A 24,900-nucleotide genomic window follows, 5' to 3' on the forward strand; every position below is an offset into this window, starting at 1 on the left:
GCAGAATCGGGGTAGAACCCCCCAATCCGGATCGGATAACTCTTCCCGCACACAGTCGAGCAGGGTAATTACTCGGCCTGCCTCCGTATCCGTGATCGCGATCTGAATGTCCTTTTCTGAAGGTGTACGCGCCTCCGTATCCTCCATTGTGGTGAGGCCACTACCATTGCGTGCGGCCGTGCAAACTATGCCGATAACTGCAGGTTCCGAGCCAAGCAGCCATCGTGCGACGTCTCCCCTCTTGTTTGCACTCTTCTTCAATTCCTTCGTCAGTTGGGGCCATACGTAGGGCTCATCGGTCACAATGAGTACGGGGGGCGCGTCCTCCGAGTAGGTTCGTCTGAAACATTCAAGGAACATGATGGCATTCGATTTCCACGATGGGTTGTCTCGACGCAACGCCCGCGTGAGATCGAGAACCAGCACATCTGGCTTCACCGCATGTTCCAGATCCCGCAATGCGGCTCGGATGTCCGGGCGGGATGCCTTCCAGCTGACCGTGAATATCGAGTCTGGCGCATTGTCGGGGTTGCTGAGTGTGCGAATTGCGTTTTCGTTCAACACACGTCGATACGCGTGGTTTCGAAGGTTGGCCTTGATGTGACGAAGCAAGTCGCCATCGCAAGAACGCCAACCTTCGAAATCCTTGTTAGCGAAGTAGTGCGGAAGCAATTCCGCCAGGCTCGGATGAATCCTGTCCGCCATCTCTGGCTTGAGATCGTTCACGGAGAACCAAAAAGCGTCCTTCTCCCGAAAAGGATGCGTGACCTTTGGATTAGGCTTGTTGGAGTTCTCAAAGAGCTCTCGGGCCAACTCGAGTAGGTCCGATCGATCCACATGGGCGTGGTTCAAGGCGTTCAGGAAATTCGACTTTGCCGGATACAGCAGAGTCCGGATTCCTTGCTTGTTGCCTTGGTGCCATCGAGCAATGGTTGCGACCGCATGAGCAAGGGCCAAAGCCCGCAACGAACCAGGCCAGAGCAATATGACTTGTGACTCTCGTGACTCCGCGGCCTGCAATAATTCTGCGGCGAGTAGACCAATCGCCCGATTTGCATGAAGCTCGACCGTCGTGTCATCTGACCGCAGGCGAAGTCCTATCTCCGTCGGTTCGAGCTCCTTCCGACGTGAGTGGCTGTTTTCGGTCGTTCGCTCCGCAGGCCCCACGGGCTGCGGAGTTACTGGCGAAGGGCCGCTCCCCTTGCGCGAGAGGAGTTTAGCGGTCAACTCGCGCTTACGTTCCTGTGCCAACCGGATTTTAAATAAATCGTTCGAAGTGCCGACACCCCGCCGCCTCATACTTCACCCCCCTCCATAGGCAAGGAGCACGGCGCGATCAACGTCAGTGCCCGCAGCAAGGAGGCGAAGAACCTCCGTCGGAGTTGGCAGCATGAGCTTATTGAGCTCAGAAATGCCAACGTTATTTGCGCTTGAAATAGATCTGAAGACCCGGTCGACCGGCTGGGAATTCAGAATCTTCGCCATTGTCTCGACGGGGACCAATGAATCCTCCTTTTTCAGGAGGGATATCACATGGTTCTCGCAAACGAACCCTCCGTGCTTCTTGACCCAGTTCGCCGGTACAGGTGCGGCAACAAGCCTGCTTCGCTGATCGCTGGAAGTCAGTCGTTGCAGAAGTACGGCGGCTTGGCATACGACACCTTGCCCCTTAAGGCTTCCGACCTCCACAAAGGCTTCGTTCTGTTTATTCTTGAGGTCTCGCCCGTGTTTGAACTCTCCATTCGGCGCAACATCGGTTGCCCAGACCAAAGGGACGATTGTCTTGGTAACTGACTTCGACTTTGGATATTCCTTGAAGCGGCGGCGTGCATCCCTGAAGGGAACCAGGTGTCCAACTTTCGCGACGTATCCATAATCCGACAGCGAAAATTTGGCCTTCTCAGCAAGCCTGAGCAGCGACGCATCCGACTCCGTCCTTGGAATGGGCCATGGATCCCCATTGCTTGGCAACCAGCAACGACCTACATCGCTGAACTTCCCATCGTCCGTAAGAACGCTCACTTTTGCATTTCGTTCAGCGCTCTCGGGAACCTTCTGCGCCTTCAGCACACTGATCGTCGTTTCTTGCAGGACGTCGATGAACATCGATGTCCTGTTGCCGAGCATGTCGAACTGCAAGATGCTCGCTTCGCAGATCAGATGCTTTCGTAGTTTGAAGAAGGACCGACCTGAAAGGAAACTTGTGGGGGTTAACAGCCCAACAAGGCCTCCGGTTCGACACAACCGAAGGCCTTGACGGATGAACAGGCCATAGATGTTCGGCTGTCCTCCCATGATGTCACCGTATCCATCCCGATAGTGCTCAGCCTCTTCTGATCGGAGCTTTCGATATGGCGGATTGCATATCACCACATCGTATTTACGCGCTGCGACATCTCCTAAGCCAAGTCCGTCGCCATTGGATAGCTTGAAATTGGGAACGTAGCCAGAGGCCTCTATCAGTGGATAAAGAGCCATTTGCAACAGCGAGCTGGAGAGTTCGAGTAGTTCCTCATCCAGATCGTTTCCACTCAGATTTCGCTCAATTTTCTTGAGCTGCTCCTTGGCTGGGAGCTTCCTTCTACCAAGCTCTTTCTTCATCCGTAGCGCGAGCGGAACAAGAAAGGCCGATCCGCCGCATGCTGGATCATGCCACTTGTGTTCGATGATCGATGCGCCATTGCATTGGAGATCGTCAATCACTCGCTGAGCCAGCAACGGTGGAGTGAAGAACATCGCGCGCTCTGACCGGACGGAACGATCCACCAGTCTTGAATAGAGGGTTGCAAGCCAGTAAGCCGCCTCCTCGAATGGCTGCTGCCTAAGCCAATCCACGAACTCGTTGACGGATGGATTGGAGATGAGGCTGGACGATGCCCAAGGTGCGCGCTCAGGCAGCAGATTTGGATACGAACTCTTTTGCCAAAGGTAGATCAAGATTCGCATCAGACGACTTGGCGTCTGGCCCACTCTGATCAACGACTCCAGCGCCTGCGCCCGCCGGTAGAACTTGAGTCGGGCGATTGGGATTACCATCCTCAATCCCCGGCAATGCTTTTGGCATCGACTACAGTAGTGAGCTGCCCGCCCGTGTGTCTGCGAGACAGGCAGCCGCAAGATCTGCAGTTGTCGACTTCGTTTTCTTGAAGGACCTGCCACGCTCCGATGTGCGTCATCCACGTACTCCGAGATTTCACAGATGCTGCCCCAGATCCCCCGCCAAAGTGGATAAATATCACATAAGGTGACCCACTTTGGATGGCACCCACCAAAAGGCTCCTGCCTGGCAGAAATCCAACACCTCTGCACATACGGCAATGCTCGAGAATGTACTGGTAGTTCACGAACCATGGGATGAGCCGCTGAGGATCCTGAGGGGCTAAATCCCCCTCTGACGGCTTCCAATATGGGAGGGCATCGTCTCAAGCCTTGATACAAAAAAAGAGGTCGCCGCATGAGGAGGGAGAGCTATGCTCCCTCCCCGTGAGTTATCCGCCTCCGTCAGTCTTGGTTGACCACACCGTCACTGCCTATGCGACGACAAGTCTCACCGTTGATACGCCTCCCGTCAGGCGACCAACTTCATGGCTTCATCCCATACACGTTGCTTGATCTGGGCGCCTTGGCCGAACCATGCGGCATCGCGGCGATGATCGTTGCTACGCGCACGCCGATGGTGATCGACGAACTCGGTCACGCTGTTGAGGAGACCCCAGGCGGTGCCGCGGCTGGATGCCATCAACGCACCCCGGCCGCCACCTTCGTACAAAGCGCGCACCGTTGCGACAGCCTGCTCGTTGACCACTATGGCTTTAGTGTCCTGCCCTGGGTAGGTGAGGACACGACGCAGCAACTCTTCCACGGAATCCGGATCGACAGGGCAATCCACCAGCGCCTTCATGCGCGTGACAAAGTCACCCCACGACGACACTGTGATGCCGAGCTGGCGCTTGACCGCATCCGGGTCGAACGCACTGCGGTGTGGCACCTTGATGGCCCCACTGGACTGCCCTAAAGCGATTTGCAGCGTGTTGTTGCACACCACACGGACGCTGGTGAACTGCGCCGTGGTGGCCAGCGTGCCGTCACAGGCCGTCGCCAGCAGCAGGTAACCATCGACCTTGTCCTTACCTTTGAGCGTGGCGCTCTGGCCGGTGCGTGCCAGCGCCCAGACCTTCCGTCCTTCGCGCAACACACCCGCTGTTTCCAGTACAAAGCCGTTGCAGGCGGTTAGGTCGCGGTAGAACTCCAGGATCTCGCCCGGCTGGACGACCTGGAAACGCTTGGAGACCACGGCCAGTGGTGCCTTGGTATCGGAGCGGTACAACACCTTCTGCTCCGGGAAGGCGTTGATGACGCCCACGTTGTTCTTACCGCTGAAGTAGCGGACTTCGGATTCCTCGATCTGCCAGTCCATACCAGCATGGACCTTCCAGACTTCAATCGGCTGCTGAGCTTCGAGCCTCTTCCCCAGGCCATGCCACGGCTTCTCGCCGGCATACGCCATCGTTTCGACCAGATGCATAAGAACTCCTTTTTGCGTAGGCATAAACGCCCAGCGCCCGGTTGAGGCCGGGCGCTGGGCGATATGCACGAGTAGTAGAGAGCGGTTCGCGGTGGGCTGCGTCAGGACGGCCTGCTGCCGAAGGTGTAGCCGCAATCGGCACAGCGATACTTGTCGAGCACGTTGTCGTCGATGACTTCGCCGAACGCGGCACCGGCGGCGCAACCCGTGGCACCGCCAATCAACATCGCCAGCACGCTTCCGGTGATCGCACCGAAGGCCGAGCCGACCGGCCCTGCCACCGCACCGGCTATCGCACCGACTTCGGCCCCGGACAGCACCAGCGCCGCGCCACTGGTGGCGCCGGCCACCGCACCGATGGTGCCGCCGACCTTCTTTCCATACTGCCGGGTTTCGATGCGTACTGAACGGCAGACGGGACAGGACGGTGCCATCGGAATCAGTCCGGATGACGGTCGAGCCGGATCTCGATCACCGGGGACAAGCGACGTGTGTTCATGCATCACCAATGCTCCTTGGGAGAAAGACACGCCTGCAGGCATTTGCATGCGTGGAGCAGTGGTCAGAACCCTGCTCGCTTAGGTGATATGTGGTCGAAGGGTATTTGATTCGCGAAAGGCCGTCGTGCCGCGCGGTGCATCTCCAGCATCAGCATGTTGCAGATCGAGTCGTCAAACGACTTACGCACTCGGTGCCTATCCACCCTCAATGCGAGGAGGTCGCCGACGGGGGCTGATCCTTGGTAGAGCCCGACAGCAAAGTGGGATCGTGAAGATCCGCTGGGACAGCCCTCGATCCAGGAGGTGCCGCGACACTTGAGGTGTGCCCCGCTTCGGCACTCATGCTGGACGCAGGGGAGTTGTCGATCTTGGACTGGACCAGGTCATTCGCATCGCTAGAGTGGTTGCAGCCGGCCAAGGCCATACTTGCGATTACGACAAACAGAACAAACGGTACAACACGCATCTTTCAACTCCTTATTGCACGGGTGATAGGAAATGTTGCTAGCAAAGATAGTGAGCTCGACACGATAAAGCGGTGGCTGCCTCGTAGCACGTCGCGCCGAAAACGGCTCGAACGTCGCGCGGGCCATCGCACCAATCGTTTACTGGTTGATCGTGGAGGCGGCATGCTGGACAAGAGTGGCTTGCGCCAACTGCTGCTTGGCGCGCTTGTAGCCAACGCAGTAAACGATCAGGCGCGCGAACACCAGGAAGCCAATCACCATCTCGTCGGCGATGTTGAAGAGCATCATGATCACGAACATGATCCCGACCTGGATCCAGAACCGACGAAGCGGCTTCTGGGTATTGCGCCAGCCCTGCAGCCAGTTAGCGTGCAGATTCCGTGCGCGAGGCTGTGGAAATTTGTCACCCCACACTTTCATGACCAGCAAGGTCAGATTGAAGGTGACCACAAGCATGAGCATCAATGTCACGGTATCCATGGTTTTCCCCTTTGCATGTTTCGTCGATGGTTGGTTTGCCGAGCGCCGGGACCGGCACTCGGTCATGTCCGTGATATAGGGCTGAAATTTCGTCCGATCGGTGCCGTCAGAGAGGCTTCGCGGTATCTCCCGACTGGGGGCTCAAAACGTCGATAGCCCCATCACCCGATGGAGAACTCAGGGCCACTGCCCGGTGAGGGTTTCGGCGATGTAATGCGCGTAGTCCGTTGCATCGTTTCGGACAAAGGCCACGACCGCATTCTTGGTGCGGTAGCCTTGGTAACTGAACTGCTTGGTCTCGCCACTCTTGGACGTGATCGCGACGCCGGAGAAGACCAGCACCGGGTCCGTGTTGTCCGACATCGACCATTGGAAGATTTCATCGACGTTCGTCGGCGCCCTGGCATTCAAGCGCTGAAGCTTCACGGATAGGTCCGCATCGACCGAAGCGAAATACTGACTCTTGCCGGATACCTTGGCCGCGAGAGCTGACTGCGCCGTTTGGAGATTGGCCTGCATGACTGGCAGGTGGTTCCGGGCGTAGTCCTTCTGGCCCGTCTGCCCTTGCATCGCGGATTGCTGTTGTTGCTGCAGGTCCCGGATCTGGGCATTCAGGCTATCGATCGCGGCCGGGATGCTCGACTGGATGGCCGCACGTTGTCGCTGGGCGGTTTGTGCCCACAGGGTTGCCCGTGCCGGGTCCAACGATTCATCCTTCACGCTGCCCTTGTATTGGCCGATAGCCTCCGCCAAGTTGCTCGACTGCGACATCTGTTCACTGATCGGGCTGGCGTGATCCGTAAAGTCGGTGGACACGATCTGGTCGACGTTGCCCGTCTGCAGAACCGCGATCAGGCTTTTGCTGTGATCGATGCTGGCTTGAATACTTGCGTCGGGAACCGACGGCGCGTCGTTCGACAGCGTGGCATTGAGGCCAGCGATGCTTTTGTTGACGCGGTCGACTTCCGCCTGGTCACCGCTTATCTCGCCGTCGTAGGTGCTCTTGGCGATCTGAGCGCTGGTGTTCAGCTTTTGGGTGAGGTCAACAACGGTGTGACTCGCGAAATCGGCCACGCCTTTGAAGGTGCACCGGTATTCCACGATCTTTCGCTCGCGGTCGTCCTTGAACTCGCGCCACTTCACTGAGTCGCACACCTTTCGATGATCGAAGGCCTGTTCCACCGTGAACGATGGAGCCTGCTCCAGCGTTAGTCCTTTGACGGTGCTGATATCGCTGTTGCCGCAGCCAGCGAGGCTGAGGCTCCACGCCGCCGCCAGCACCTTGGCAATCCTGAGCGACATCGAACGACCGCGTTCACCTGCCTGTTCCATTGAAGTCCCCTGATTGATTGAACGATCTCCACTTCATTCCAGCGTGGATGCTGCTGGCTTCATCGCCTGTCCCAACATCCATGACCAATGTCGGCACGGCCCCAAGAGCCAGCGAGCAGACATGGTTCACATATAGTAGATCATCGCTTAACCGGTTATCGAATAACTGTCTAACCGATTGCCGCATATAGCTTTAAAGCCCGTCGCTGAATGTCCGAGCGGGCCATGCCAGTACCCAAGAAAACGCCCAAATCCATCTACCGACCAGAAATCCTGGTCGTCATCGGCCTGCTGCGGGAGATGCGGGATGCCACAGGCCTGAACCAGACGGCTTTCGCTGCCAAGCTGGCGCGGTCACAGACCTACGTGAGTCAGGCCGAGCGCGGAGCCGTGCGGCTGGATGCTCTACAACTACGGGACTGGTGCCGTGCCTGCGGCACGAACCTCATCGACTGGGCGCAACGGATGGAAGGGGCACTGGGCGAGGAAAAGGCCACTCCGCGTAAGAAGCGCTGACGCTGCGACGGCAGAATACGTTTTCCAGACAAGACACGGCATAAATCCCAAGGCCCAGCAGATCACTGTGCAGGGCCTTGGGATCTTGCCGTGCCCACATGCCTGACTATCAGATCGCAACCTATTCACGCGATTCCATCGCAGCTTCTTCCCCGCGGTACTTCAGATTCCAGCGGATACAGACTGCCCAGAGGCAACTCGCAACGAACAGCACGACGAACACGAGCAGCCCCTCACCCAACTAAGACCGCGGATAGCTCACCCACGATCGGTCAGACATCACCAAGGCTCCTTTGAAGGCTTGTGCATGTTTGTCTTGCACAAGGAGCAGGCATTCTCCTGTTCAACACGGTGATATGGATTTGAAAATTCTTTGGATGTTCAGGCCGACTGGCGCTCTAGCTGAATGACTTTGGCGCCGACGCGAAGGCTATCCAAATAGTCCGCCCATGCCTGCATCATCTTGCGGCGCTCCGGCAGGTGCGCTGTACGGTTATACGCTCGCCCGTTTGGGTCGCGCACGGCGTGCGCCAATTGGTGCTCGATATAGTCGGGACGAAATTGCAGCACCTCATCCAACACGGTGCGTGCCATGGCGCGGAATCCGTGACCGCACATGGTCTCGCTGTCGAAGCCCATGTAGCGCAATGCGCTGTTGACCGTGTTCTCCGACATGGGGCGGCGCAGGCTGCGTATGCCCGGGAACACGAACTCACTGCGTCCCGTCAGTGACTGCAAGTCGCGTAGCACCACCACCGCCTGCTTCGCCAGGGGCACTAGATGTGGCGTGTTTGTCTTGCTCGCAATGTATCGCCATTCGGCTGCGTCCAAATTCAGATCGACCCACCGCGCTTTGCGCAACTCTCCCGGGCGAACGAACACCAACGGCGCAAGCTTCAATGCCGCAATCGTAACGGGCGAGCCCTTGTATGCCTCAGTGGCACGCAACAGCTCGCCGATGCGCGCAGGATCGGTGATGCTTGCGAAGTGCTTAGTCTGCGGTTGCACCAGTGCGCCGCGAAGATCGGCCGACGGATCGCGTTCGGCACGGCCTGTAGCGATCGCATACCGGAATACACGTCCTGCAAACCCGCGCGCACGATGTGCTGTTTCCAGCACGCCGCGTTGCTCCAGTTTACGCAGCGCGGCCAACAGCACTGGAGCGGTGATTTCAGTTACAGGTAGGTGGCTGATACCGACCAGATCCTTCTCGATCATGCGCATGTCGCGTGCGACACTGCCAGCTCCCATGCCTTCCTTCGTTCGTTTGGCCAGTAGCTCGGTAGCGATAGCGGCGAAGGTGTTGGATGCGCTCTCCAATTTTGCTGCCCGTGCCACCCGCACCGCGTCGGCGGGGTTGCCGCCACCCTTCACTAGAGCGCGAGCCTTGTCGCGCCCAGCACGCGCCTCGGCTAACGATATGGTCGGGTACTCACCCAGCGGCAACATGCTTGCTTTCCCGGCGTAGCGATAGCGATACCGCCACAGCTTCGAACCACTGGGACGCACCTCCAAACAAAGACCATTCGCATCGGCAACGCGATAGATGTTGGCGCGAGGCTTCAAGGCGCGGATCTTGACGTCGGTAAGCATGTAGGTTGCCAAGTGTGAGTAACGGAAGTGTGAGTAAGGCACAATGTAGCGCACCTCGTTACTCACAGCCTTACTCACTTTCTGCCTGGATGCAACTGGACGACCCTGGGCACACCTAGACAAAAAATCCCATGTTTTAAGGGATTTCTGCGGTTGTGCTGGACTTTGCTGGATGCCGCTGGACGGCTAGATGGTGGGCCCACCAGGACTCGAACCTGGAACCAAAGGATTATGAGTCCTCTGCTCTAACCATTGAGCTATAGGCCCGCGCGACGGCGGAAGTTTACCGTAGCGTGCAGGTGGGCACGAGGATGGCGTGCCGGAAGTCGGGTGGTGACGCGGTGATGCGGGGCGTAGGCTGGTCGTCCCCCTGGGCCGGAGAGTGCGCATGAACACCGAAGCGATTGCGAAACGGTTGGTCGAGTTGTGCCGTGAAGGCAGGTACGAGGACGCGCAGCGCGAGTTGTATGCGCAGGATGTGGTGAGCATCGAGCCGGAGGGGTTGCCGCCGGGTGCGCTGGGCAGCGTGAAGGGGCTGGCGGCGATCTTCGAGAAGGGGCGGCAGTTCAGCGCGATGATCGAGGCAGTGCATGGTGGCAGCGTGAGCGAACCGGTGATCGCGGAGAACTGGTTCAGCGTCGCGCTGGCGATGGACGTGACGATGAAGGGGCGCGGCCGGATGAACATGAGCGAGATTTGCGTGTACCGCGTGCACGGCGGCAAGATCGTGCGCGAGCAGTTCTTCTATGACGTGGGTTGAGGCGACCCAAACGAAAAGCCCCGCACGGGCGGGGCTTTTCGGTGTTGCGGTGACGAGGATTACTCGACGTCGAGGAACGAGCGCAGCTGTTCCGAACGGCTGGGGTGGCGCAGCTTGCGCAGTGCCTTCGCCTCGATCTGGCGGATCCGCTCGCGGGTGACGTCGAACTGCTTGCCCACTTCTTCCAGGGTGTGGTCGGTGTTCATGTCGATGCCGAAGCGCATGCGCAGCACTTTCGCTTCCCGCGGGGTGAGCCCGGCGAGCACGTCGCGCACGGTTTCCATCAGGCCGGTCTCGGTGGCCGAGTCGATCGGCGAACTGGCGTTGCCGTCCTCGATGAAGTCGCCCAGGTGGGAATCCTCGTCGTCGCCGATCGGGGTTTCCATCGAGATCGGTTCCTTGGCGATCTTCAGCACCTTGCGGATCTTGTCCTCCGGCATGTCCATTTCCTTGGCCAGTTCCTCCGGCGTGGCCTCGCGGCCGAACTGCTGCAGCATCTGGCGGGAGATGCGGTTCAACTTGTTGATCGTCTCGATCATGTGCACCGGGATGCGGATGGTGCGGGCCTGGTCGGCAATCGAGCGGGTGATCGCCTGGCGGATCCACCAGGTGGCGTAGGTCGAGAACTTGTAGCCGCGGCGGTATTCGAACTTGTCCACCGCCTTCATCAGGCCGATGTTGCCTTCCTGGATCAGGTCGAGGAACTGCAGGCCGCGGTTGGTGTACTTCTTGGCGATCGAGATCACCAGGCGCAGGTTCGCCTCCACCATCTCCTTCTTGGCGCGGCGTGCCTTGGCCTCGCCGCTGGCCATGGCGCGGTTGATGTCCTTGATGTCGATCAGCGGCAGGAACAGCTTGCGTTCGATCGCGGCGAGCTTCTCCTGCTCGGCGTCGATCGCCTCGCGGTGGACCTTGATGTTCGGCGACCACTTCTGGCGCTTGCGGCTGAGCTCGGCCACCCACTCGAGGTTGCCCTCGTTGCTGGGGAACGCCTTGATGAACTCGGCCTTGGGCATCTTCACCTGCTTGACGAAGATGTCCATCAGCACGCGCTCGTGGTGACGGATGTCGTTGACCACCTCGCGCAGCTTGCGCACGAAGCCGTCGATCAGCGCGCTGGGCAGCTTGAGCTTGAGGAACTCCTCGGCCATCTGGTCACGCAGCTTGACGATCTTCCTGTCGGTGATGCTGGCGGCTTTCGGCGCGGCCTTCTGGAACTTGGCGTAGTGCTCGCGCAGCAGCTCCATGCGGCGCTTGACCTCTTCCGGGTCGGGACCGCTGGGGCCGGCTTCTTCCTCGTCCTCGGTGGCGGTCTCCTCGTCGTCGGTGTCGGCGTCGTCCTCGCCGACTTCGGGCTCGGGCGCCAGCAGCGCAGCGGCTTCCTTTTCCTTGCGGGCGAGGTCGGCGGCTTCCTCCAGGTCGAGGAAGCCGGCCAGGATCTCGCTGAGGCGGCGCTTGCCGTCCAGATGCTGGTCGTATTCCTCCAGCAGCAACTCGATGGTCAGCGGGAAGCTGGCCAGCGCGGTCTGCACCTGGCCCAGGCCTTCCTCGATGCGCTTGGCGATGGCGATCTCGCCCTCGCGGGTGAGCAGCTCGACCGTGCCCATCTCGCGCATGTACATGCGCACCGGGTCGGTGGTGCGGCCCACTTCGGAATCCACCGCGGAGAGCAGCGCCACGGCTTCCTCGGCGGCAGCCTCGTCGTCGGTGCTGCTGCCGGCCTTGTCGGCCAGCGGGTCGGTGTCCGGCGCGGCGTCGTGCACTTCGATGCCGACGCCCTTGAGCACCGCCATGATGTCTTCGATCTGCTCCGGGTCGACGATGTCGTCGGGCAGGTGGTCGTTGATCTCGGCGTAGGTCAGGTAGCCCTGCTCCAGGCCCTTGGAGATGAGCGCCTTGATTTCAGACTGTTGCTCGTGGGGAGCTTTGCTATTCATTCACCGACCGCCGCAAGGTTCAAGAACCGGACATTATAGCGATGTGCTGCTTTTTTGACCAGTTTTCAAGTGGAAAAAGGTCGCTGGAGGACACGCAAAAATCGCGCCAGATTGCGGTGTTGCCGTGCCCGGCCGGCCTCGTCCGGGCGTGGCACACCACTCGTCGTTCAGCCGGTGTCGAGCCAGAAGGTCACCGGGCCGTCGTTCACCAGCCGGACCACCATATGGGCGCCGAAACGTCCGGTTTCCACCCCGGGGTGAACGGCGCGGGCCAGTTCCAGCAGCCGCTCGAACCAGCGCCGGCCATGCTCGGGCGGCGCCGCGCGGGTGAAACTGGGGCGCATGCCGGAACGGGTGTCGGCTGCCAGGGTGAACTGGCTGACCAGCAGCAGGCCGCCGCCGGTGTCGGCGAGCGAGCGGTTCATCTTGCCGTGGTCGTCGGCGAACACGCGGTAGCCGAGCAGGCGTTCCAGCATGCGCTTCGCCTGCGCCTCGCCATCGTCGGGCTGCACCGCCACCAGCGCCAGCAGGCCGGGGCCGATCATGCCGACCGTTTCCTCGCCGACGCTGACACTGGCGGACAGTACGCGCTGGATCAGGGCAATCATGGACGCACGGCGGTAGCGGGGTGCCCAGCTTACGGTGCCGCCGCGGCCGGCGAAAGATGGCCGCTCGCCGGCATCGGCGCGGTTGCCGCGCAGCCGCCTCCCGTAAACTGCGCGGATGCGTATCGACATGTACCTCATCTACCTGCTGCTGCGCCTGCTGGCACTGCTGCCGCTGCGCACGCTGCATGGCCTGGGCGCCGCCCTGGGCCGGCTGCTGCTGTGGCGTGGCGGCCGCACGGTGCACAACACCGCGGCGAACCTGGCGATCGCGCGCCCGCAGCTGGAGGAGAGGGCGCAGGCCGCGCTGCTGCGCGAGGTGATGGCCGAGAGCGGCAAGTCGGCAAGCGAGATCGTCAAGGTCTGGGGCGCAGGCGCCGACCGCGCGCTGACGCTGGTGCGCGAGGTGCGCGGCGAGGCATTGCTGGATGCGGCGCTGGCGGCGGGCAACGGCGTGATCATCGCCGCGCCGCACCTGGGCTGCTGGGAGCTGCTGAACTACTGGCTGTGCCGCAAGACGCCGATGGCGATCCTGTACCGGCCGCCGCGGATCGCCGCGATCGAGGGCCTGCTGCGCAAGGTGCGCGGCGCGCTGGCGCCGGAGCAGGTGCGCGCCGACGGCGCCGGCGTGCGCACGCTGTACAAGCGGCTGGCCGCCGGCGGCACGGTCGGCATCCTGCCGGACCAGAAGCCGCGCGCGGGCGAGGGCCAGATCGCGCCGTTCTTCGGCCGCCCGGCGCTGACCATGGTGCTGCTGCCGCGGCTGGCCGCGCGCACCGGCGCCACCGTGCTGTATGCGTTCGCCGAACGGCTGCCGCACGGCGCCGGCTATCGCATCCACCTGCGCGAGGCGCCGCCGGGACTGGACGACGCCGACCTTGGTACGGCCTGCGCTGCGCTGAACCGGGGCGTGCAGGACTGCGTCGAGTTGGCCTTCGCCCAGTACCAGTGGCAGTACAAGCGCTATTCGGCGGATGGCCTGGTCAGCCCGTACGATCGCGGGCAGGGCTAGTTGTGACCGACGCTTTTCCAGCTGCGTAGGGCGGCCACTGCCCGCCGGCTCTGCGAAGAACCAGGGCCAGGAGCGGCGGGCAGTGCCCGCCCTACGCCAGCCTTCTAGCGGCGGGGTTTCTCCAGCCGGCGCAGGAACACGCCCATTTCCTTCTCGGCCTGCTTGTCGCCGCGGTGCGTGGCGGCGGCGATGCCGCTGCGCCAGGCTTCGGCGGCGGCCGCTTCGTCGCCGTGCGCCAGGCAGGCCTTGCCGAGCAGCTTCCACGCCGCTGAGTATGCCGGGTCGAAGCCTACGGCGCGGCGCAGTTCGTCGATCGCGGCGCCGGCGTCGCCATCGGCCAGCAGCGCGCTGCCCAGCGAGAAACGCAGCAGCGCGCCATCGCGCGGGCCGCCGCACTGCAGGCGCAGGCTGGCGATCAGGTTCGCGCTCATGGCCAGGTACGGTAGCGCCAGGCGTCGGCCGGGTAGACGCGGGTCGGCTGCGCGGGTTCGGGCGGGGTGTGGGCGCTGCGCAGGTCGGCCAGCGAGACGGCGGGCCAGGCCACCAGCCAGGAGGAGCGGAACGGCTGCGCCAGCAGGGCGTAGCGCAGGTCGTTCGCGTCCGGCCTGTGCACGTGCAGCACGATCACGCCGTCCGGGTGGGCGCGGGCAAAATCCTGTATGGCCTGGTCACCGAACAGTTCGCTGATCGGCCGGGTCAGCCGGCCCTCGAAATGGAACTGGCCTTCGTAGTTGCCGGTGTAGGCGAGCGGGTGGCCGGCCTGTTCGGCGGCGCCGAGCAGGTGGGCGATCGGGCGCAGGTCGAAACGTGGCCACAGGGTCAGCGTGAACAGTGCGTTGAGCGCGAGCACGCCGATCAGTCCGGCCACCGCCAGCCGGCGCAGCTCGCCGCGGCCGCGCAGCAGCAGCAGGCCGCCGAGCAACAGGAACACCACGCTGAAGTAGCGGCTGTACGGCGCCGCGGAGTCGACCCACTCGCCGTGCAGGCGGTTGCCCGCCACCAGCAGCGGCAGCACGAACAGCGCCACGGCGAATCCGATGCCGCCCACGCCCAGCGGCCAGGTGCCGAGCCAGCCGTTGTAGGCCAGGTGTGGCCGGCGCTCGCGCAGCACGGCGATCGCACCGGCCATCAGCAGCGCGGCGCCGGCGAGTTCCGGCAGCGGGTAGTACAGCTGCTTGCCGCTGATCAGCGAGAACACCACGAAGGTTGGCAGCAGCCAGCACAGCGCGAAACGCAGGCCCGGTTCCAGCGGCCGGCGCAGGCCGGCCACGGCCACCCAGATGCGCGGCCAGCCGCTGAACGGGAACAGCATCAGCGGCAGCCACAGCAGGTAGAACCAGAACGGCTCGGCGTGGTTCTGCAGGTCCTTGCCGGCGGCCAGCTTGTCGACCACGCGACCGGCGGTCTGGGTGAAAAACAGCCGCTGCCGATACGCCTCGCCGCCGGAGAGCCCGGCCGGCAGCGCCCACGCCAGCAGCATCGCGCCGCCGAGCAGCAGCGCCAGCACGCCGCGGCCGTACCAGCGCGCGCGGTGCTGGTCGGCCCAGTCGTTCCACAGCGGGCCGAGCAGCCACGGAAACGCCACATGCAGCAGCATCACCGGTCCCTTGGTCAGCAGCCCCAGGCCCACGCATACGCCGAACAGCAGCCAGCGCGGCTCGGCACGGTGCATTTTCGGAGTCAGGCACAGCAGGGCGGCCAGCGCCCAGGTGGCCAGCAGCACGTCGTACATGATCTGCAGGCCGAACAGGAACGCGTAGCCGAACGCCAGCAGCATCCATGGCGTCGCCTTGGCCATCCACGGCCGGCCGGGGAACAGCCGTCGCGCCAGCAGCGAGGCCAGTACCAGCTGCGCGCCGCCGACCAGCACCTCGAGCACGCGCGGCCATGTGTCGCTGACGCCGAACACGAACCATCCGGCGTGGATCAGCCAGAACAGCAGCGGTGCCTTCTCGCTGTATGGCTGACCGTTGATGTGCGGCACCAGCCAGTGGCCCTGGTTCCACATTTCCCAGGCCACCGCCAGGGTGCGGGTGGAATACAGCGGCATCGGCCCGTGCGAGAAGATCGCCAGCAGTGCCACGGCGGCCCACAGCGGCAGCCAGGGCCAGACGGCGCGCAGTTGTTCGGAACGGCTGTAGGAGGGGCTCAAGGACACGGGCGGGCTCTTGGCGGGCAGGAGACGGATTCTAGACTGCGCGAGGCGGCGGCAAGGCGGCCGGGATCGGGTGCATGGCTCAGGGCGGACCCCAGTAGCCGATGCGTCGGCGGATCTTCAGCTTGCGCCACAGGTTCAGCGGCTTGCGCCGGCGGTTGCGGGCACCGGCGGCGACGAAGCTGTCGATCGCGTCGAGCACGCGTTCGCTGGAGCGGCCGTCGCGGTAGGGGTGGATCGCGTCGGCGTACTCGCGGATCGCCTGCAGCAGTTCCGGCGGCCGCGCCAGCGCGCGCTCGATCGCCGGCTCGAACTGCGCCGGGTCGTCGATGTCGATCAGCTGCGGGCCGGGGCGGCGATTCCTGAAGGTGACCACCGGTTTGCCGGTGAGCAGGAACTCGTTGAGCGCCGAGGAGGTGTCCGAGCACATCAGGTCGACCTGCGGGAACAGCTCCAGGATGTTGTCGTTCTCGGCGAAGCGGAGGTACTCGTTCTGCAGCGCCTTGAACTTCGCCGTGGTGTCGGGATTCATCTTCGGGTGAAAGGTGACGATCCAGCGCCAGCGACCGTCGCGCGACAGCCGCTTCACTTCCTCGTAGAGAATCTCCGCCGCGCTCCATGAGGGCGAGAAGGTGGAGTGGTACAGGATCACCGGCGGCCGGCGCACCGGCGGCAGCGGACCGACGATCTCCTGCATGAAGGGATCGAGCTTGGGGAAGCCGGTCTCGATGACGCTGAAGTGGCCCACCTTGTCGGCGATCGCCTGGAACTGCGCGGTGTCGCGCGGGCCGGTGGTGCAGTACAGGTCGAAGAAGCCGCGCACGTAGATGTGCCGCGGCTTGCCGGCGTCGAAGCCGTGGAAGGTCTCCACCTTCACGCCGGGAAAGAAGTGCGGCACCGCGTTGGACGAGGTGATCACCGCGAGCGGGCGCCACGCGCGCACCTCGGCCACCGTCAGCAGGCGCTCGCCCGCGACCAGGTCCTCCGCGCCGGGGCCGTCGAAGAACCACGCCGCCTCGTCGCCGCGGGCGCGGATCGCCGCCTGCAGCGGGCGCAGGATCGCCAGCGCGTAGCGCTCGGAGCCGTACAGAAGATAGTGTTTCTGGCTGGTCATCAGCGATCGATGTCGTGTTTGTGGAGCAGGGCCGTGGCACTCGCCACCGAATCCGGGTTGTTGACCATCTCGTAGTAGCGCATGCGCTTGTACAGCGCGTAGCTGGCGGCGGTCTGCGCGATCAGGAAGCCGCGCCAGCCGTCGAGGAAGGCCAGCCGGAACAGGTAGTCCTTGGCGAAGGCCAGCACGAACACGAACGGCGCCTGCCACATCCGCACCGGCTTGCGCTTGTCCAGCCAGTCGCGGCATTTCAGCTCGGCGTAGCGCAGTACCTTCAGCTGCTTGTGCGGCAGGGTGGGGTTGTTGGCATGGTCGAACGGCGCGCGCAGGGTCGGCGCGGCACCTTCGAAACGCAGCGACTCGTGCACCCGCGCATCGCTCCAGCGTGCGCGGCCGCGGTGGTACAGCCGCGCCAGCTTCTCGCCCACCGACGGCCGGTAAAAGCGCATCGGCCGCCCCATGTAGATCGTGCGGCGCCGCAGGTACGCCGCCGGCGCGTCGCCGGCGATCAGTTCCGGCAGACGCTGCCACAGCTCCAGGGCGAGTTCCGGGCTGAGGTATTCGTCGGCGTCCAGCACCAGGATCCAGTCGTGCGCGCACTGCGTGGTGGCGAAGTTGCGCTGCGCGCCGAAGCCGAGCCAGTCCTGATGCACCACGCGCGCGCCGTGCGCCTGGGCAATCGCCACAGTGTCGTCGTCGCTGCCGGAGTCGACCACCAGCTTCTCGGCCGCGAACGGCACGCTGTCCAGGCAGCGCGCGATGCTCCCGGCCTCGTTGCGGGTGATCACGGCAAGGGTCAGCGGCAGGGTGGGCATGCGAGGATTCTAGCCGAAGCCCGTGCCGGCTCCCGTCGCTCCGGGCGGGGCGGATTTCCCGTTCAGCCGGGCCGATCGCAACCTCGCGGGGAAATCCGTGACAATATTTGTCAACTTGCGACCGATCGGGCGTCGCAGCCCTTCTCCAACCCATCCATCGGCATGCCATGAAACGAACCCTCGTCACCGGTGGTGCCGGATTCCTCGGGTCGCACCTGTGCGATCGCCTGCTTCGCGATGGCCACGACGTGCTGTGCGTCGACAACTTCTTCACCGGCAGCAAGCGCAACGTGGCGCACCTGCTCGGCCATCCGTACTTCGAGTTGATGCGGCATGACGTGACCTTCCCGCTGTACGTGGAGGTGGAGCGCATCTTCAACCTGGCCTGCCCGGCCTCGCCGGTGCACTACCAGCACGACCCGGTGCAGACCACCAAGACCAGCGTGCACGGCGCGATCAACATGCTGGGCCTGGCCAAGCGGGTGAAGGCACGCATCCTGCAGGCCTCCACCAGCGAGGTCTACGGCGACCCGGAAGTGCACCCGCAGGTCGAGGGCTACTGGGGCAGGGTGAACCCGATCGGCATCCGCAGCTGCTACGACGAAGGCAAGCGCTGTGCCGAGACGCTGTTCTTCGACTACTGGCGTCAGCACGCGCTGGACATCAAGGTGGTGCGCATCTTCAATACCTACGGCCCGCGCATGCATCCGAACGACGGGCGGGTGGTGAGCAACTTCATCATGCAGGCGTTGCGCGGCGAGGACATCACCATCTACGGCGACGGCAGCCAGACCCGCAGCTTCTGCTACGTCGACGACCTGATCGAGGTGATCGTGCGCATGATGGAATCCGAACGCGGCTTCACCGGTCCGGTGAACATCGGCAACCCGGTCGAGTACACCATGCTGGAGCTGGCCGAGAAGGTGATCGCGCTGGTCGGCGGCCGCTCGAAGCTGGTGCACAAGCCGCTGCCGTCGGACGACCCGCGCCAGCGCCAGCCGGACATCGGCGTGGCCCGCGACCGGCTCGGCTGGCAGCCGACGGTGGCGCTGGAGGACGGTCTGAAGGAAACCATCGGTTATTTCCGCCGGCTGCTGCAGGACGGTGCGGCGGCATGACCAGCTTCGCGGTCGTCATCACCAGCTACAACTACCGCGAGTTCGTCGGCCTGGCGATCGACGACGCGCTGGCGCAGACACGCGCGCCGATGCAGATCATCGTGGTCGACGACGGCTCCACCGACGGCACCCCGGCCCACCTGCGCGAACGCTACGGCGCCGACCCGCGGGTGACCCTGCTGTGCGGCGACAACGGCGGCCAGCTCAGCGCATTCCAGCGCGGCATGGCCCACGCGCGCGCCGATGTGGTCTGCTTCCTCGATGCCGACGATCGCTGGGAGCCGGACTATCTCGCGCAGCTCGGCGAACTCTACGACGCGCGTCGCGACATCGACTTCGTGTTCTCCGACATGCAGCTGTTTGGCGACGAGCAGCGCTGGATGGGCTGGGGCGAACGCTCGCAGGACCTCGGTTTCACCGTGATCAGCACCTACATGCTGATGCACTGGTACGGCGCGCCGACGTCGGCGCTGTCGATGCGTGCCTCGTGGGCGCGCCGCACGCTGGAACTGCCCGCGCATCTCATCGGCACCTGGCGGCTGTCCGCCGACAACTGCCTGGTGTTCGGCGCCAGCGTGCTGGGCGCGCACAAGTATTACCTGCGCACCGGTGCCGTGCGTTACCGCATCCACGGCAACAACGGCTGGTGGGGCCGGCAGACGCCGGCCAGCCGCTACCTCAACCGGTTCCATTCGCGCTGCCTGATCGAAATCTACGCCAGGAGCATCGGCCTGGACGAACGCTGCGTGGAAAGCGCCAAGTTCGAGTTCCGCACCAAGCCGGACCCGACCTGGAAGGAAGCGAAGCGTTACGCGAAGCTGGCGCGGTTGCGCCGAGGCTCGTGGCTGGCCAACCAGGAACGCGCGCTGGCGATCCTGTGGCCGGTGCTGTGGCGCCGCCGCCGCGCGCCCGGCGAGTCATGAGGCCGGACGAGATCGCCGCGATGCGGATCAGCGTTGCCGTCATCACCTACAACTGGCCCGAGGCGCTGGCGCTGGTGCTGCGCGCGCTGGCCGCGCAGAGCGAGCTGCCGCACGAGGTGATCGTCACCGACGACGGCTCGCAGCCGGCCACGCGCGAGCTGCTGGAGCGCATCGCCGCGGACTATCCGGTGCGACTGGTGCACCTGTGGCAGCCGGACGACGGCGCCCGCATGAGCCGCGCGCGCAACCGCGCGATCGCCGCCGCGCAGGGCGACTACGTGATCCTGCTCGACGGCGACATGGTGGCCGAGCCGCACTTCGTCGCCGACCATCGCGCATTCGCGCGCGGCGGCTGTTTCGTGCAGGGCTCGCGCGTGCTCACCGATGCCGCGCTGACCCGACGCCTGCTGGAACATGAGGTGACGATGCCGGGCTTCTTCAGCCGCGGCATCGAGCGGCGCCGGCACACCCTGCGCCTGCCCCTGCTGGCGCGCTGGTATGCCCGGCCCGGCACCAAGCGGCGCGGCATCAAGAGCTGCAACATGGCGTTCTGGCGCGACGATCTGCTGCGCGTGAACGGCTTCAATGAGGCGATGACCGGCTGGGGCCGCGAGGATACCGAGCTTGCGCTGCGCGCCTTCCATGCCGGCCTGCTGCGACGCGAGCTGCGCTTCAGCGGGCTGGCCACGCACCTCTACCACCGCACCCGCAAGCACGTGGTCGGCAACCCGAACGACCGCATCGTGGACGACACCCGCACACGCGGCCTGGTGCGTTGCGAACTCGGCGTCGACCGGCACCTGGCCGAGTTCGCCGCGCCGCCGCCCGACCTGCGCGAGTTCGTGCGCAGGCCCGGCGCCGGTCAGAGCAGCTGACGCAGGGCCGCGTCCAGCCGCGCGGCGAAGGTCGCCTCGTTCGCGGTGAACCACGCCCGCGCCTGTTCGCCCAGCGCCACGCGCTCCGGCGTCGGCATCGCCAGCAGGCGCTCGATCTCGGCCTCCAGCGCCGCGTCGTCGAACTGGTGCCGTACCGCCAGGTTGAATGTGCCGGTGGCGTGGGTCTTCACCACGGCACCGCGCGTCGCGGTGACCAGTTCGTTCATCGGCGGCGCGTCGCAGGTGACCACCACTGCCTTGCAGCTCATCGCCTCGGCGATGTAGTGCCCCCAGCCTTCGGTTTCCGACAGGCACAGGTGGAACAGGTGTGCGTTCTGCAGTCTGCGGATCTCGTCCACGCTGCCGAGGTAGCCGATCCGGTGTTCGAGGTTGGCGGCGACGGGTTCGACCAGGCGGGTCGCGGTGTGCGGCGACTGCAGCACCAGCAGCTTCGGCCATTCCGGATGCCGCTGCCACAGCGCCAGCAGTCGCTGCGTGCCCTTCATCCGGCTGGCGCCGGCCAGGTGCAGGAAGGTCGGCTGCCGCTGGACTTCCGGCTGCAGGCAGTCGGTGCTGCGGAAGCCGATGTGCAGGGCACGGCAACCGCGCGCGGCGAACAGTTCGACGGCGTAACGGGTCTTGCACAGGATCGCATCGTAGCGGGCCAGATGGCGCTGGCTGCGTGGTGACAGCCATTCCGGGTTCGGCACCAGCAGATTCAGCCGGGCCAGCCCGAACCAGTCCGGGCGCACGTGTTCCAGCGCGATGTTCGCGTCGTACAGCGCGAGCCGGCGATCGGCATGGCGCAGCCGGTGCCACCACAGGCGCAGGCGCATCCGCCATGCCTGCCAGCGGCCGTCGTGCCGGCGCGGGCCCAGCCGGGTCACTTCGACCTGGTGGCCGAGCGCGCGCAATGCCTCGGACAGCAGCCGGATATCGTGGCTGAGACCGCGCTGGTTGTCCCACGCAAGCAGATTGATACGGGCCATGGCGGATCGAGGTCAGCGGGGTGGGGTGTGGTGCAGCTGACGGCCGATGCTGACGGCCAGGCCCAGCACGAGGAACAGGTAGAGCGACTGCGGCATGGCCCGGTACAGCACGTTGTCGCTGAATGCGCACAGGACATACATGCCGACCACGATCAGCCCCGCCGCCGCATCGGCGGCGACCGGTTCCTGTGGATGGCCGAGCCGGCGGCCGAAGAACACCAGCGGCACGGCGAACAGCAGCAGCAGCACGAGCAGGGCGGGCACGCCGCCGGCCACCATCGACTCGAGGTATTCGCTGTGCGGGTGCACATAGCCGGCGATCGACGCGCTGGCCTTGCCGGCTGCGACCTGTTCGCGCGCGTACACGCCGAACTGGTCCAGGCCGATGCCGGCCAGCGGATGCTCGCGGAAGGCCTGCCAGGCGACGCGCCACATTTCCAGCCGCTCGCCGATCGCGCCGCTGGCGGCGTCGGCGGCGCCATCGCCGTAGCTGGTGACCTCGGCAGGGACACTGACCAGCCGGTCGACCATCTCCCGGTGCAGCGTGGCGGTGACCGCGAGCATGCCGACCACGGTCACAGCGAAAAGCACGAGCGCACGGCGCCAGTGGCGCGAATGCGCGCAGTACCACGCCACCAGGCCGAGGTAGACCGGGGCGAAGGCGAGCAGCGGCCCGCGGCTCTGGGTCAGCACCGCGCCGTACAGGCCCACCACCACCGCGGCGATGTGCAGCCAGCGGAGCCGGCGCGGGGTGGTCGGGCGCAGCGCCTGCAGCGTCGAAAGCAGCACCATGATCAGCAGGAACATCGCGAACTCGACCGCGGCCCAGTCGCCGCCATTCAGTCCGAAGGGCCGGTCGACACCCTGCGCGTAACGCTGCTGGATGGCGGCTGCGCCGAGCAGCAGGGCAGTCAGGCTGATCCCGACATCGATCACGTTCCGCTTGAGCGGCAGGCTGAACACGGCGGCGATCGCCAGGAACAGCAGGGTCTGCGCCGGCAGGTCGATCGCGGGCCAGTCGAGCCGATGCCCGAGGAAGTTGCCGAAGTCATAGACCAGGCGCAAGGCGCAGGCAGCGGCCACCGGCCAGGCCAGGCGATAAACGCGGCGGGTTTCCGGACGCGTGGCCAGCAGCACGATACCGGCCACGAACAGCAGCGCCATCGGCACCACCTTGAGGCGGTTCGATACGGCGAAACAAAGCGGCATCACCGCCAGCAGCGACGATGCCGTCCAGACTTGCCATGAAACCGGGTGTGCGCGCACGTGATGAACCTGTCGAACCAACATCTACTCCCTGTCCGGTCATGCTAACGGCGCGGCGCGCGGCCGCGGCCTGCATGGCACATCCCTATACCGCGGAGGTTCATCCGGTTTGTGTATGGCCGTTGTGAACAATACACCTTCCGTCCCGCCTGATCGCGGCCTCAGGGCTGCTCGTCGGCATCCTGCTCCGCGCTCGTGCCCGGTACGCAGCCGGGCGCCACCGCGGCGGCCTGGAACATCCACCACTCGCGGCGGTTGGCGTGGCCGACATGGATGGCGCGATGGCGGTCCACGCACTGTCCCATTGCTTCGTCGAGACTGAAGATCCACCGCCGCGCCGGATCGGCCTGCAGCCAGGCGACGGCGTCGGCGTACTGCTGCGGCCAGGGTTTCAGGAAGCCGAATTCGGCGACCGGCCCCTGCGCCATCAGCAGGTTCTGTTCCTTCCAGGCGAGCAGGCCGATGCCGGCGTCCGGGCCGGCAATGGCACGTGCCCGCACCATCACGTCGCGCGCCGAGCGGTCGCCGTTGAGCATCGGATAGCCCCACAGGCCGTACACGCTCCACAGCACGCCGGCGAACAGCAGCCAGCCCAGCGGCGCACGGCGCACTCGGGTGAGCGCGACCACAACGATGCCGGCCGCGCCGATGGCCAGCAGCATCCACCAGATCTGCGGGTCCAGGCTTTGCTCGATCTTCACCGCCCAGGCCGGATGGCGATGCAGTGCCAGCGCAGCCGCCGCGGTCAGTGCGCCGGCCAGCAGGGTGGTCAGCGTGAACACCGCGAGGCGCACGCCGCGCCGGCGCAGCAGGCCGGGCAACAGCGGCGCCAGCGCCAGCACGGTCATCGGCAGCGCCGGCAGGATGTAGACGTCGCGCTTGCCCGGGCTGAACGAGAAGAACAGCAGCACCAGCACGATCCAGCCCAGTGGCAGCAGGAAGCGCGCGTCGCGTCGCTTCAGTCGGCGCCACCACGCCGGCAATACCCACGGCAGCAGCAGCGACAGCGGCAGCCAGTCGGCCGCGATGATGCCGAGGAAATAGAACGGCGAGTGGATGTGCCCGCTCGGCGTGGCGTAGCGGTGCACGGTCTGCCCGAACAGGATGTTCTGCACGTACTCGGCGTGCTGCGGATCGCCGTCGGCATGGGCGACCAGCAGCATCGGCAGCAACCAGCCCAGGATCGGCACGAGGAACAGCGCCAGTCCGCCGGCCCAGCGCCAGCCTCCGGTCGGCCGCGCCAGCTGGCGCCAGTGGCCGCGGCGCGCCACGAGGTAAGGCAGCAGCATCAGCAGCGCCAGCACGCCGACGCCCTTGGTCGCCACGCCCACGCCGGCGAAGAAGCAGCCCGCGGCGAACCAGCGCCACGACGGCCCCAGCAGCAGGTGGCGCAGCAGGCCGTAGTTGGCCAGGGTGATCCAGCCCAGCAGCAGCGGGTCGATCTGCGCGTTGCGCATCTGGTAGGTGAAGTGGATGGTGACCAGCAGCGCAGCCGCGGCCAGCAGCGCGCTGCGATGGTTCCACAGCCGGCGCGTCAGGTCGTAGACCAGCGCCAGCGCCGCCAGTGCCGCGGCCAGCGAGGGCAGCAGGAAGGCGATGCGCCAGTTGCCAGTGAGGAAGTAGCCGAGTGCCTGCAGCCACATGAACACCGGCGGCTTGTCCGGGTACAGCTCGTGGCCGCGGTGCGGGAACAGCCACTGGCCGTGCCCGACCATCCATTGCGCGACCAGCGCGAAGCGCGGTTCGTCGGACGGCCACGGGTCGCGCAGGCCCAGTCCCAGGCCGAGCAGCAGCAGGGCGAACACGCCGAACAGCAGCAGCTCCCGGCGAGCGTCGCGCAGCCACAGCGGGCGCGCATGGGACAGAGGGGTGCAGGGCTTCACGGGCGAGGCGTTCCGTCGGCGGTGGTCGGCAGGTT

The 24,900-nt window shown here is 64.6% G+C and carries 22 protein-coding genes and 1 tRNA gene; 6 read left to right on the top strand and 17 right to left on the bottom strand.

The window, feature by feature from the left end; translation table 11 throughout:
• The 6 genes from DEO45_RS16505 to DEO45_RS09625 form a co-directional block, all read right to left on the bottom strand.
• The coding region (locus tag DEO45_RS16505; RefSeq protein ID WP_223250841.1) for a hypothetical protein at positions 1 to 1,227 on the bottom strand (1,227 nt) is incomplete at its 3' end.
• 75 nt (positions 1,228 to 1,302) lie between these two features.
• Complete coding sequence (locus tag DEO45_RS09605) at positions 1,303 to 3,036, bottom strand: Eco57I restriction-modification methylase domain-containing protein (protein ID WP_189339719.1); 1,734 nt, start codon at positions 3,034 to 3,036, stop codon at positions 1,303 to 1,305.
• A gap of 532 nt (positions 3,037 to 3,568) precedes the next feature.
• Entirely contained in the window at positions 3,569 to 4,525 is a 957-nt protein-coding gene (locus tag DEO45_RS09610) for a DUF932 domain-containing protein (RefSeq protein ID WP_114342958.1), read from the bottom strand.
• A gap of 101 nt (positions 4,526 to 4,626) precedes the next feature.
• Complete coding sequence (locus tag DEO45_RS09615) at positions 4,627 to 5,028, bottom strand: DUF3482 domain-containing protein (RefSeq protein ID WP_223250853.1); 402 nt, start codon at positions 5,026 to 5,028, stop codon at positions 4,627 to 4,629.
• 602 nt (positions 5,029 to 5,630) lie between these two features.
• Entirely contained in the window at positions 5,631 to 5,972 is a 342-nt protein-coding gene (locus DEO45_RS09620) for a hypothetical protein (protein ID WP_114342963.1), read from the bottom strand.
• Positions 5,973 to 6,149: 177 nt separating this feature from the next.
• Complete coding sequence (locus DEO45_RS09625; protein WP_147269694.1) at positions 6,150 to 7,304, bottom strand: hypothetical protein; 1,155 nt, start codon at positions 7,302 to 7,304, stop codon at positions 6,150 to 6,152.
• A 225-nt stretch (positions 7,305 to 7,529) separates the two neighbouring features.
• On the opposite strand from DEO45_RS09625, the gene DEO45_RS09630 reads away from it, so the two are divergent.
• Positions 7,530 to 7,820: a helix-turn-helix domain-containing protein gene (locus tag DEO45_RS09630; RefSeq protein WP_114343789.1), complete on the top strand. Its 291-nt coding sequence runs from the start codon at positions 7,530 to 7,532 to the stop codon at positions 7,818 to 7,820.
• 381 nt (positions 7,821 to 8,201) lie between these two features.
• Here DEO45_RS09630 and DEO45_RS09635 read toward each other — a convergent pair whose 3' ends face one another.
• Together DEO45_RS09635 and DEO45_RS09640 are read right to left on the bottom strand one after the other, a co-directional pair.
• Entirely contained in the window at positions 8,202 to 9,413 is a 1,212-nt protein-coding gene (locus tag DEO45_RS09635; protein WP_114343791.1) for a tyrosine-type recombinase/integrase, read from the bottom strand.
• A gap of 191 nt (positions 9,414 to 9,604) precedes the next feature.
• Positions 9,605 to 9,680 (bottom strand) — tRNA-Ile (locus tag DEO45_RS09640).
• A gap of 121 nt (positions 9,681 to 9,801) precedes the next feature.
• On the opposite strand from DEO45_RS09640, the gene DEO45_RS09645 reads away from it, so the two are divergent.
• Positions 9,802 to 10,173, top strand: coding sequence for a nuclear transport factor 2 family protein (locus DEO45_RS09645; protein ID WP_114343793.1), 372 nt, complete (start codon positions 9,802 to 9,804; stop codon positions 10,171 to 10,173).
• A gap of 59 nt (positions 10,174 to 10,232) precedes the next feature.
• Here the strand turns inward: DEO45_RS09645 and rpoD are convergent, their stop codons facing one another.
• Together rpoD and dtd are read right to left on the bottom strand one after the other, a co-directional pair.
• Entirely contained in the window at positions 10,233 to 12,110 is a 1,878-nt protein-coding gene (gene rpoD / locus DEO45_RS09650; RefSeq protein ID WP_114342968.1) for an RNA polymerase sigma factor RpoD, read from the bottom strand.
• Between the two features lie 167 nt (positions 12,111 to 12,277).
• Positions 12,278 to 12,718, bottom strand: a complete 441-nt coding sequence (gene dtd / locus DEO45_RS09655; RefSeq protein WP_114343795.1) for a D-aminoacyl-tRNA deacylase — start codon at positions 12,716 to 12,718, stop codon at positions 12,278 to 12,280.
• Positions 12,719 to 12,833: 115 nt separating this feature from the next.
• Between dtd and DEO45_RS09660 the strand changes: the two genes are divergently transcribed.
• Positions 12,834 to 13,727, top strand: coding sequence for a lipid A biosynthesis acyltransferase (locus DEO45_RS09660; RefSeq protein ID WP_114342970.1), 894 nt, complete (start codon positions 12,834 to 12,836; stop codon positions 13,725 to 13,727).
• 104 nt (positions 13,728 to 13,831) lie between these two features.
• Here DEO45_RS09660 and DEO45_RS09665 read toward each other — a convergent pair whose 3' ends face one another.
• From DEO45_RS09665 to DEO45_RS09680, 4 genes are all read right to left on the bottom strand, one after another.
• Positions 13,832 to 14,158: a tetratricopeptide repeat protein gene (locus DEO45_RS09665; protein ID WP_114342973.1), complete on the bottom strand. Its 327-nt coding sequence runs from the start codon at positions 14,156 to 14,158 to the stop codon at positions 13,832 to 13,834.
• Positions 14,155 to 15,879 carry an ArnT family glycosyltransferase gene (locus DEO45_RS09670; RefSeq protein ID WP_114342975.1) on the bottom strand — a complete coding sequence of 575 codons (1,725 nt, stop codon included), beginning with the start codon at positions 15,877 to 15,879 and terminating at the stop codon, positions 14,155 to 14,157. Before DEO45_RS09670 ends, DEO45_RS09665 begins: the two co-directional genes overlap by 4 nt.
• Before the next feature lie 85 nt (positions 15,880 to 15,964).
• Positions 15,965 to 16,996: a CDP-glycerol glycerophosphotransferase family protein gene (locus tag DEO45_RS09675; RefSeq protein ID WP_114342978.1), complete on the bottom strand. Its 1,032-nt coding sequence runs from the start codon at positions 16,994 to 16,996 to the stop codon at positions 15,965 to 15,967.
• The gene (locus tag DEO45_RS09680; protein WP_114342981.1) at positions 16,996 to 17,811 is read right to left on the bottom strand and encodes a glycosyltransferase family 2 protein; all 816 of its coding nucleotides are present in this window, start codon (positions 17,809 to 17,811) and stop codon (positions 16,996 to 16,998) included. The genes DEO45_RS09675 and DEO45_RS09680 overlap by 1 nt, the downstream gene beginning before the upstream one ends.
• Positions 17,812 to 17,978: 167 nt before the next feature.
• On the opposite strand from DEO45_RS09680, the gene DEO45_RS09685 reads away from it, so the two are divergent.
• Genes DEO45_RS09685 through DEO45_RS09695 form a run of 3 tightly spaced genes read left to right on the top strand, consistent with a single transcriptional unit; the run spans position 17,979 to position 20,727 of the window.
• Positions 17,979 to 18,929 (top strand): UDP-glucuronic acid decarboxylase family protein, encoded by a 951-nt coding sequence (locus tag DEO45_RS09685; protein ID WP_114342984.1) that lies wholly within the window; start codon positions 17,979 to 17,981, stop codon positions 18,927 to 18,929.
• On the top strand, positions 18,926 to 19,852 hold the full coding sequence (locus DEO45_RS09690; RefSeq protein WP_114342987.1) for a glycosyltransferase family 2 protein: 927 nt from the start codon (positions 18,926 to 18,928) through the stop codon (positions 19,850 to 19,852). Before DEO45_RS09685 ends, DEO45_RS09690 begins: the two co-directional genes overlap by 4 nt.
• 20 nt (positions 19,853 to 19,872) lie before the next feature.
• Entirely contained in the window at positions 19,873 to 20,727 is an 855-nt protein-coding gene (locus DEO45_RS09695; RefSeq protein ID WP_114343797.1) for a glycosyltransferase, read from the top strand.
• Here the strand turns inward: DEO45_RS09695 and DEO45_RS09700 are convergent.
• The 3 genes from DEO45_RS09700 to DEO45_RS09710 all read right to left on the bottom strand — a co-directional run bounded on the left by DEO45_RS09700 (position 20,715) and on the right by DEO45_RS09710 (position 24,865).
• On the bottom strand, positions 20,715 to 21,716 hold the full coding sequence (locus DEO45_RS09700) for a glycosyltransferase (RefSeq protein ID WP_114342990.1): 1,002 nt from the start codon (positions 21,714 to 21,716) through the stop codon (positions 20,715 to 20,717). The two genes, DEO45_RS09695 and DEO45_RS09700, sit on opposite strands and share 13 nt — an antisense overlap.
• A 12-nt stretch (positions 21,717 to 21,728) precedes the next feature.
• On the bottom strand, positions 21,729 to 22,982 hold the full coding sequence (locus DEO45_RS09705; RefSeq protein WP_223250842.1) for an O-antigen ligase family protein: 1,254 nt from the start codon (positions 22,980 to 22,982) through the stop codon (positions 21,729 to 21,731).
• Between the two features lie 161 nt (positions 22,983 to 23,143).
• Positions 23,144 to 24,865 (bottom strand): ArnT family glycosyltransferase, encoded by a 1,722-nt coding sequence (locus DEO45_RS09710; protein ID WP_114342996.1) that lies wholly within the window; start codon positions 24,863 to 24,865, stop codon positions 23,144 to 23,146.
• Positions 24,866 to 24,900 lie beyond the last annotated feature (35 nt).

This window comes from Rhodanobacter denitrificans (genome assembly GCF_003335105.1).
Classification (GTDB): Bacteria; Pseudomonadota; Gammaproteobacteria; order Xanthomonadales; family Rhodanobacteraceae; genus Rhodanobacter; species Rhodanobacter denitrificans_A.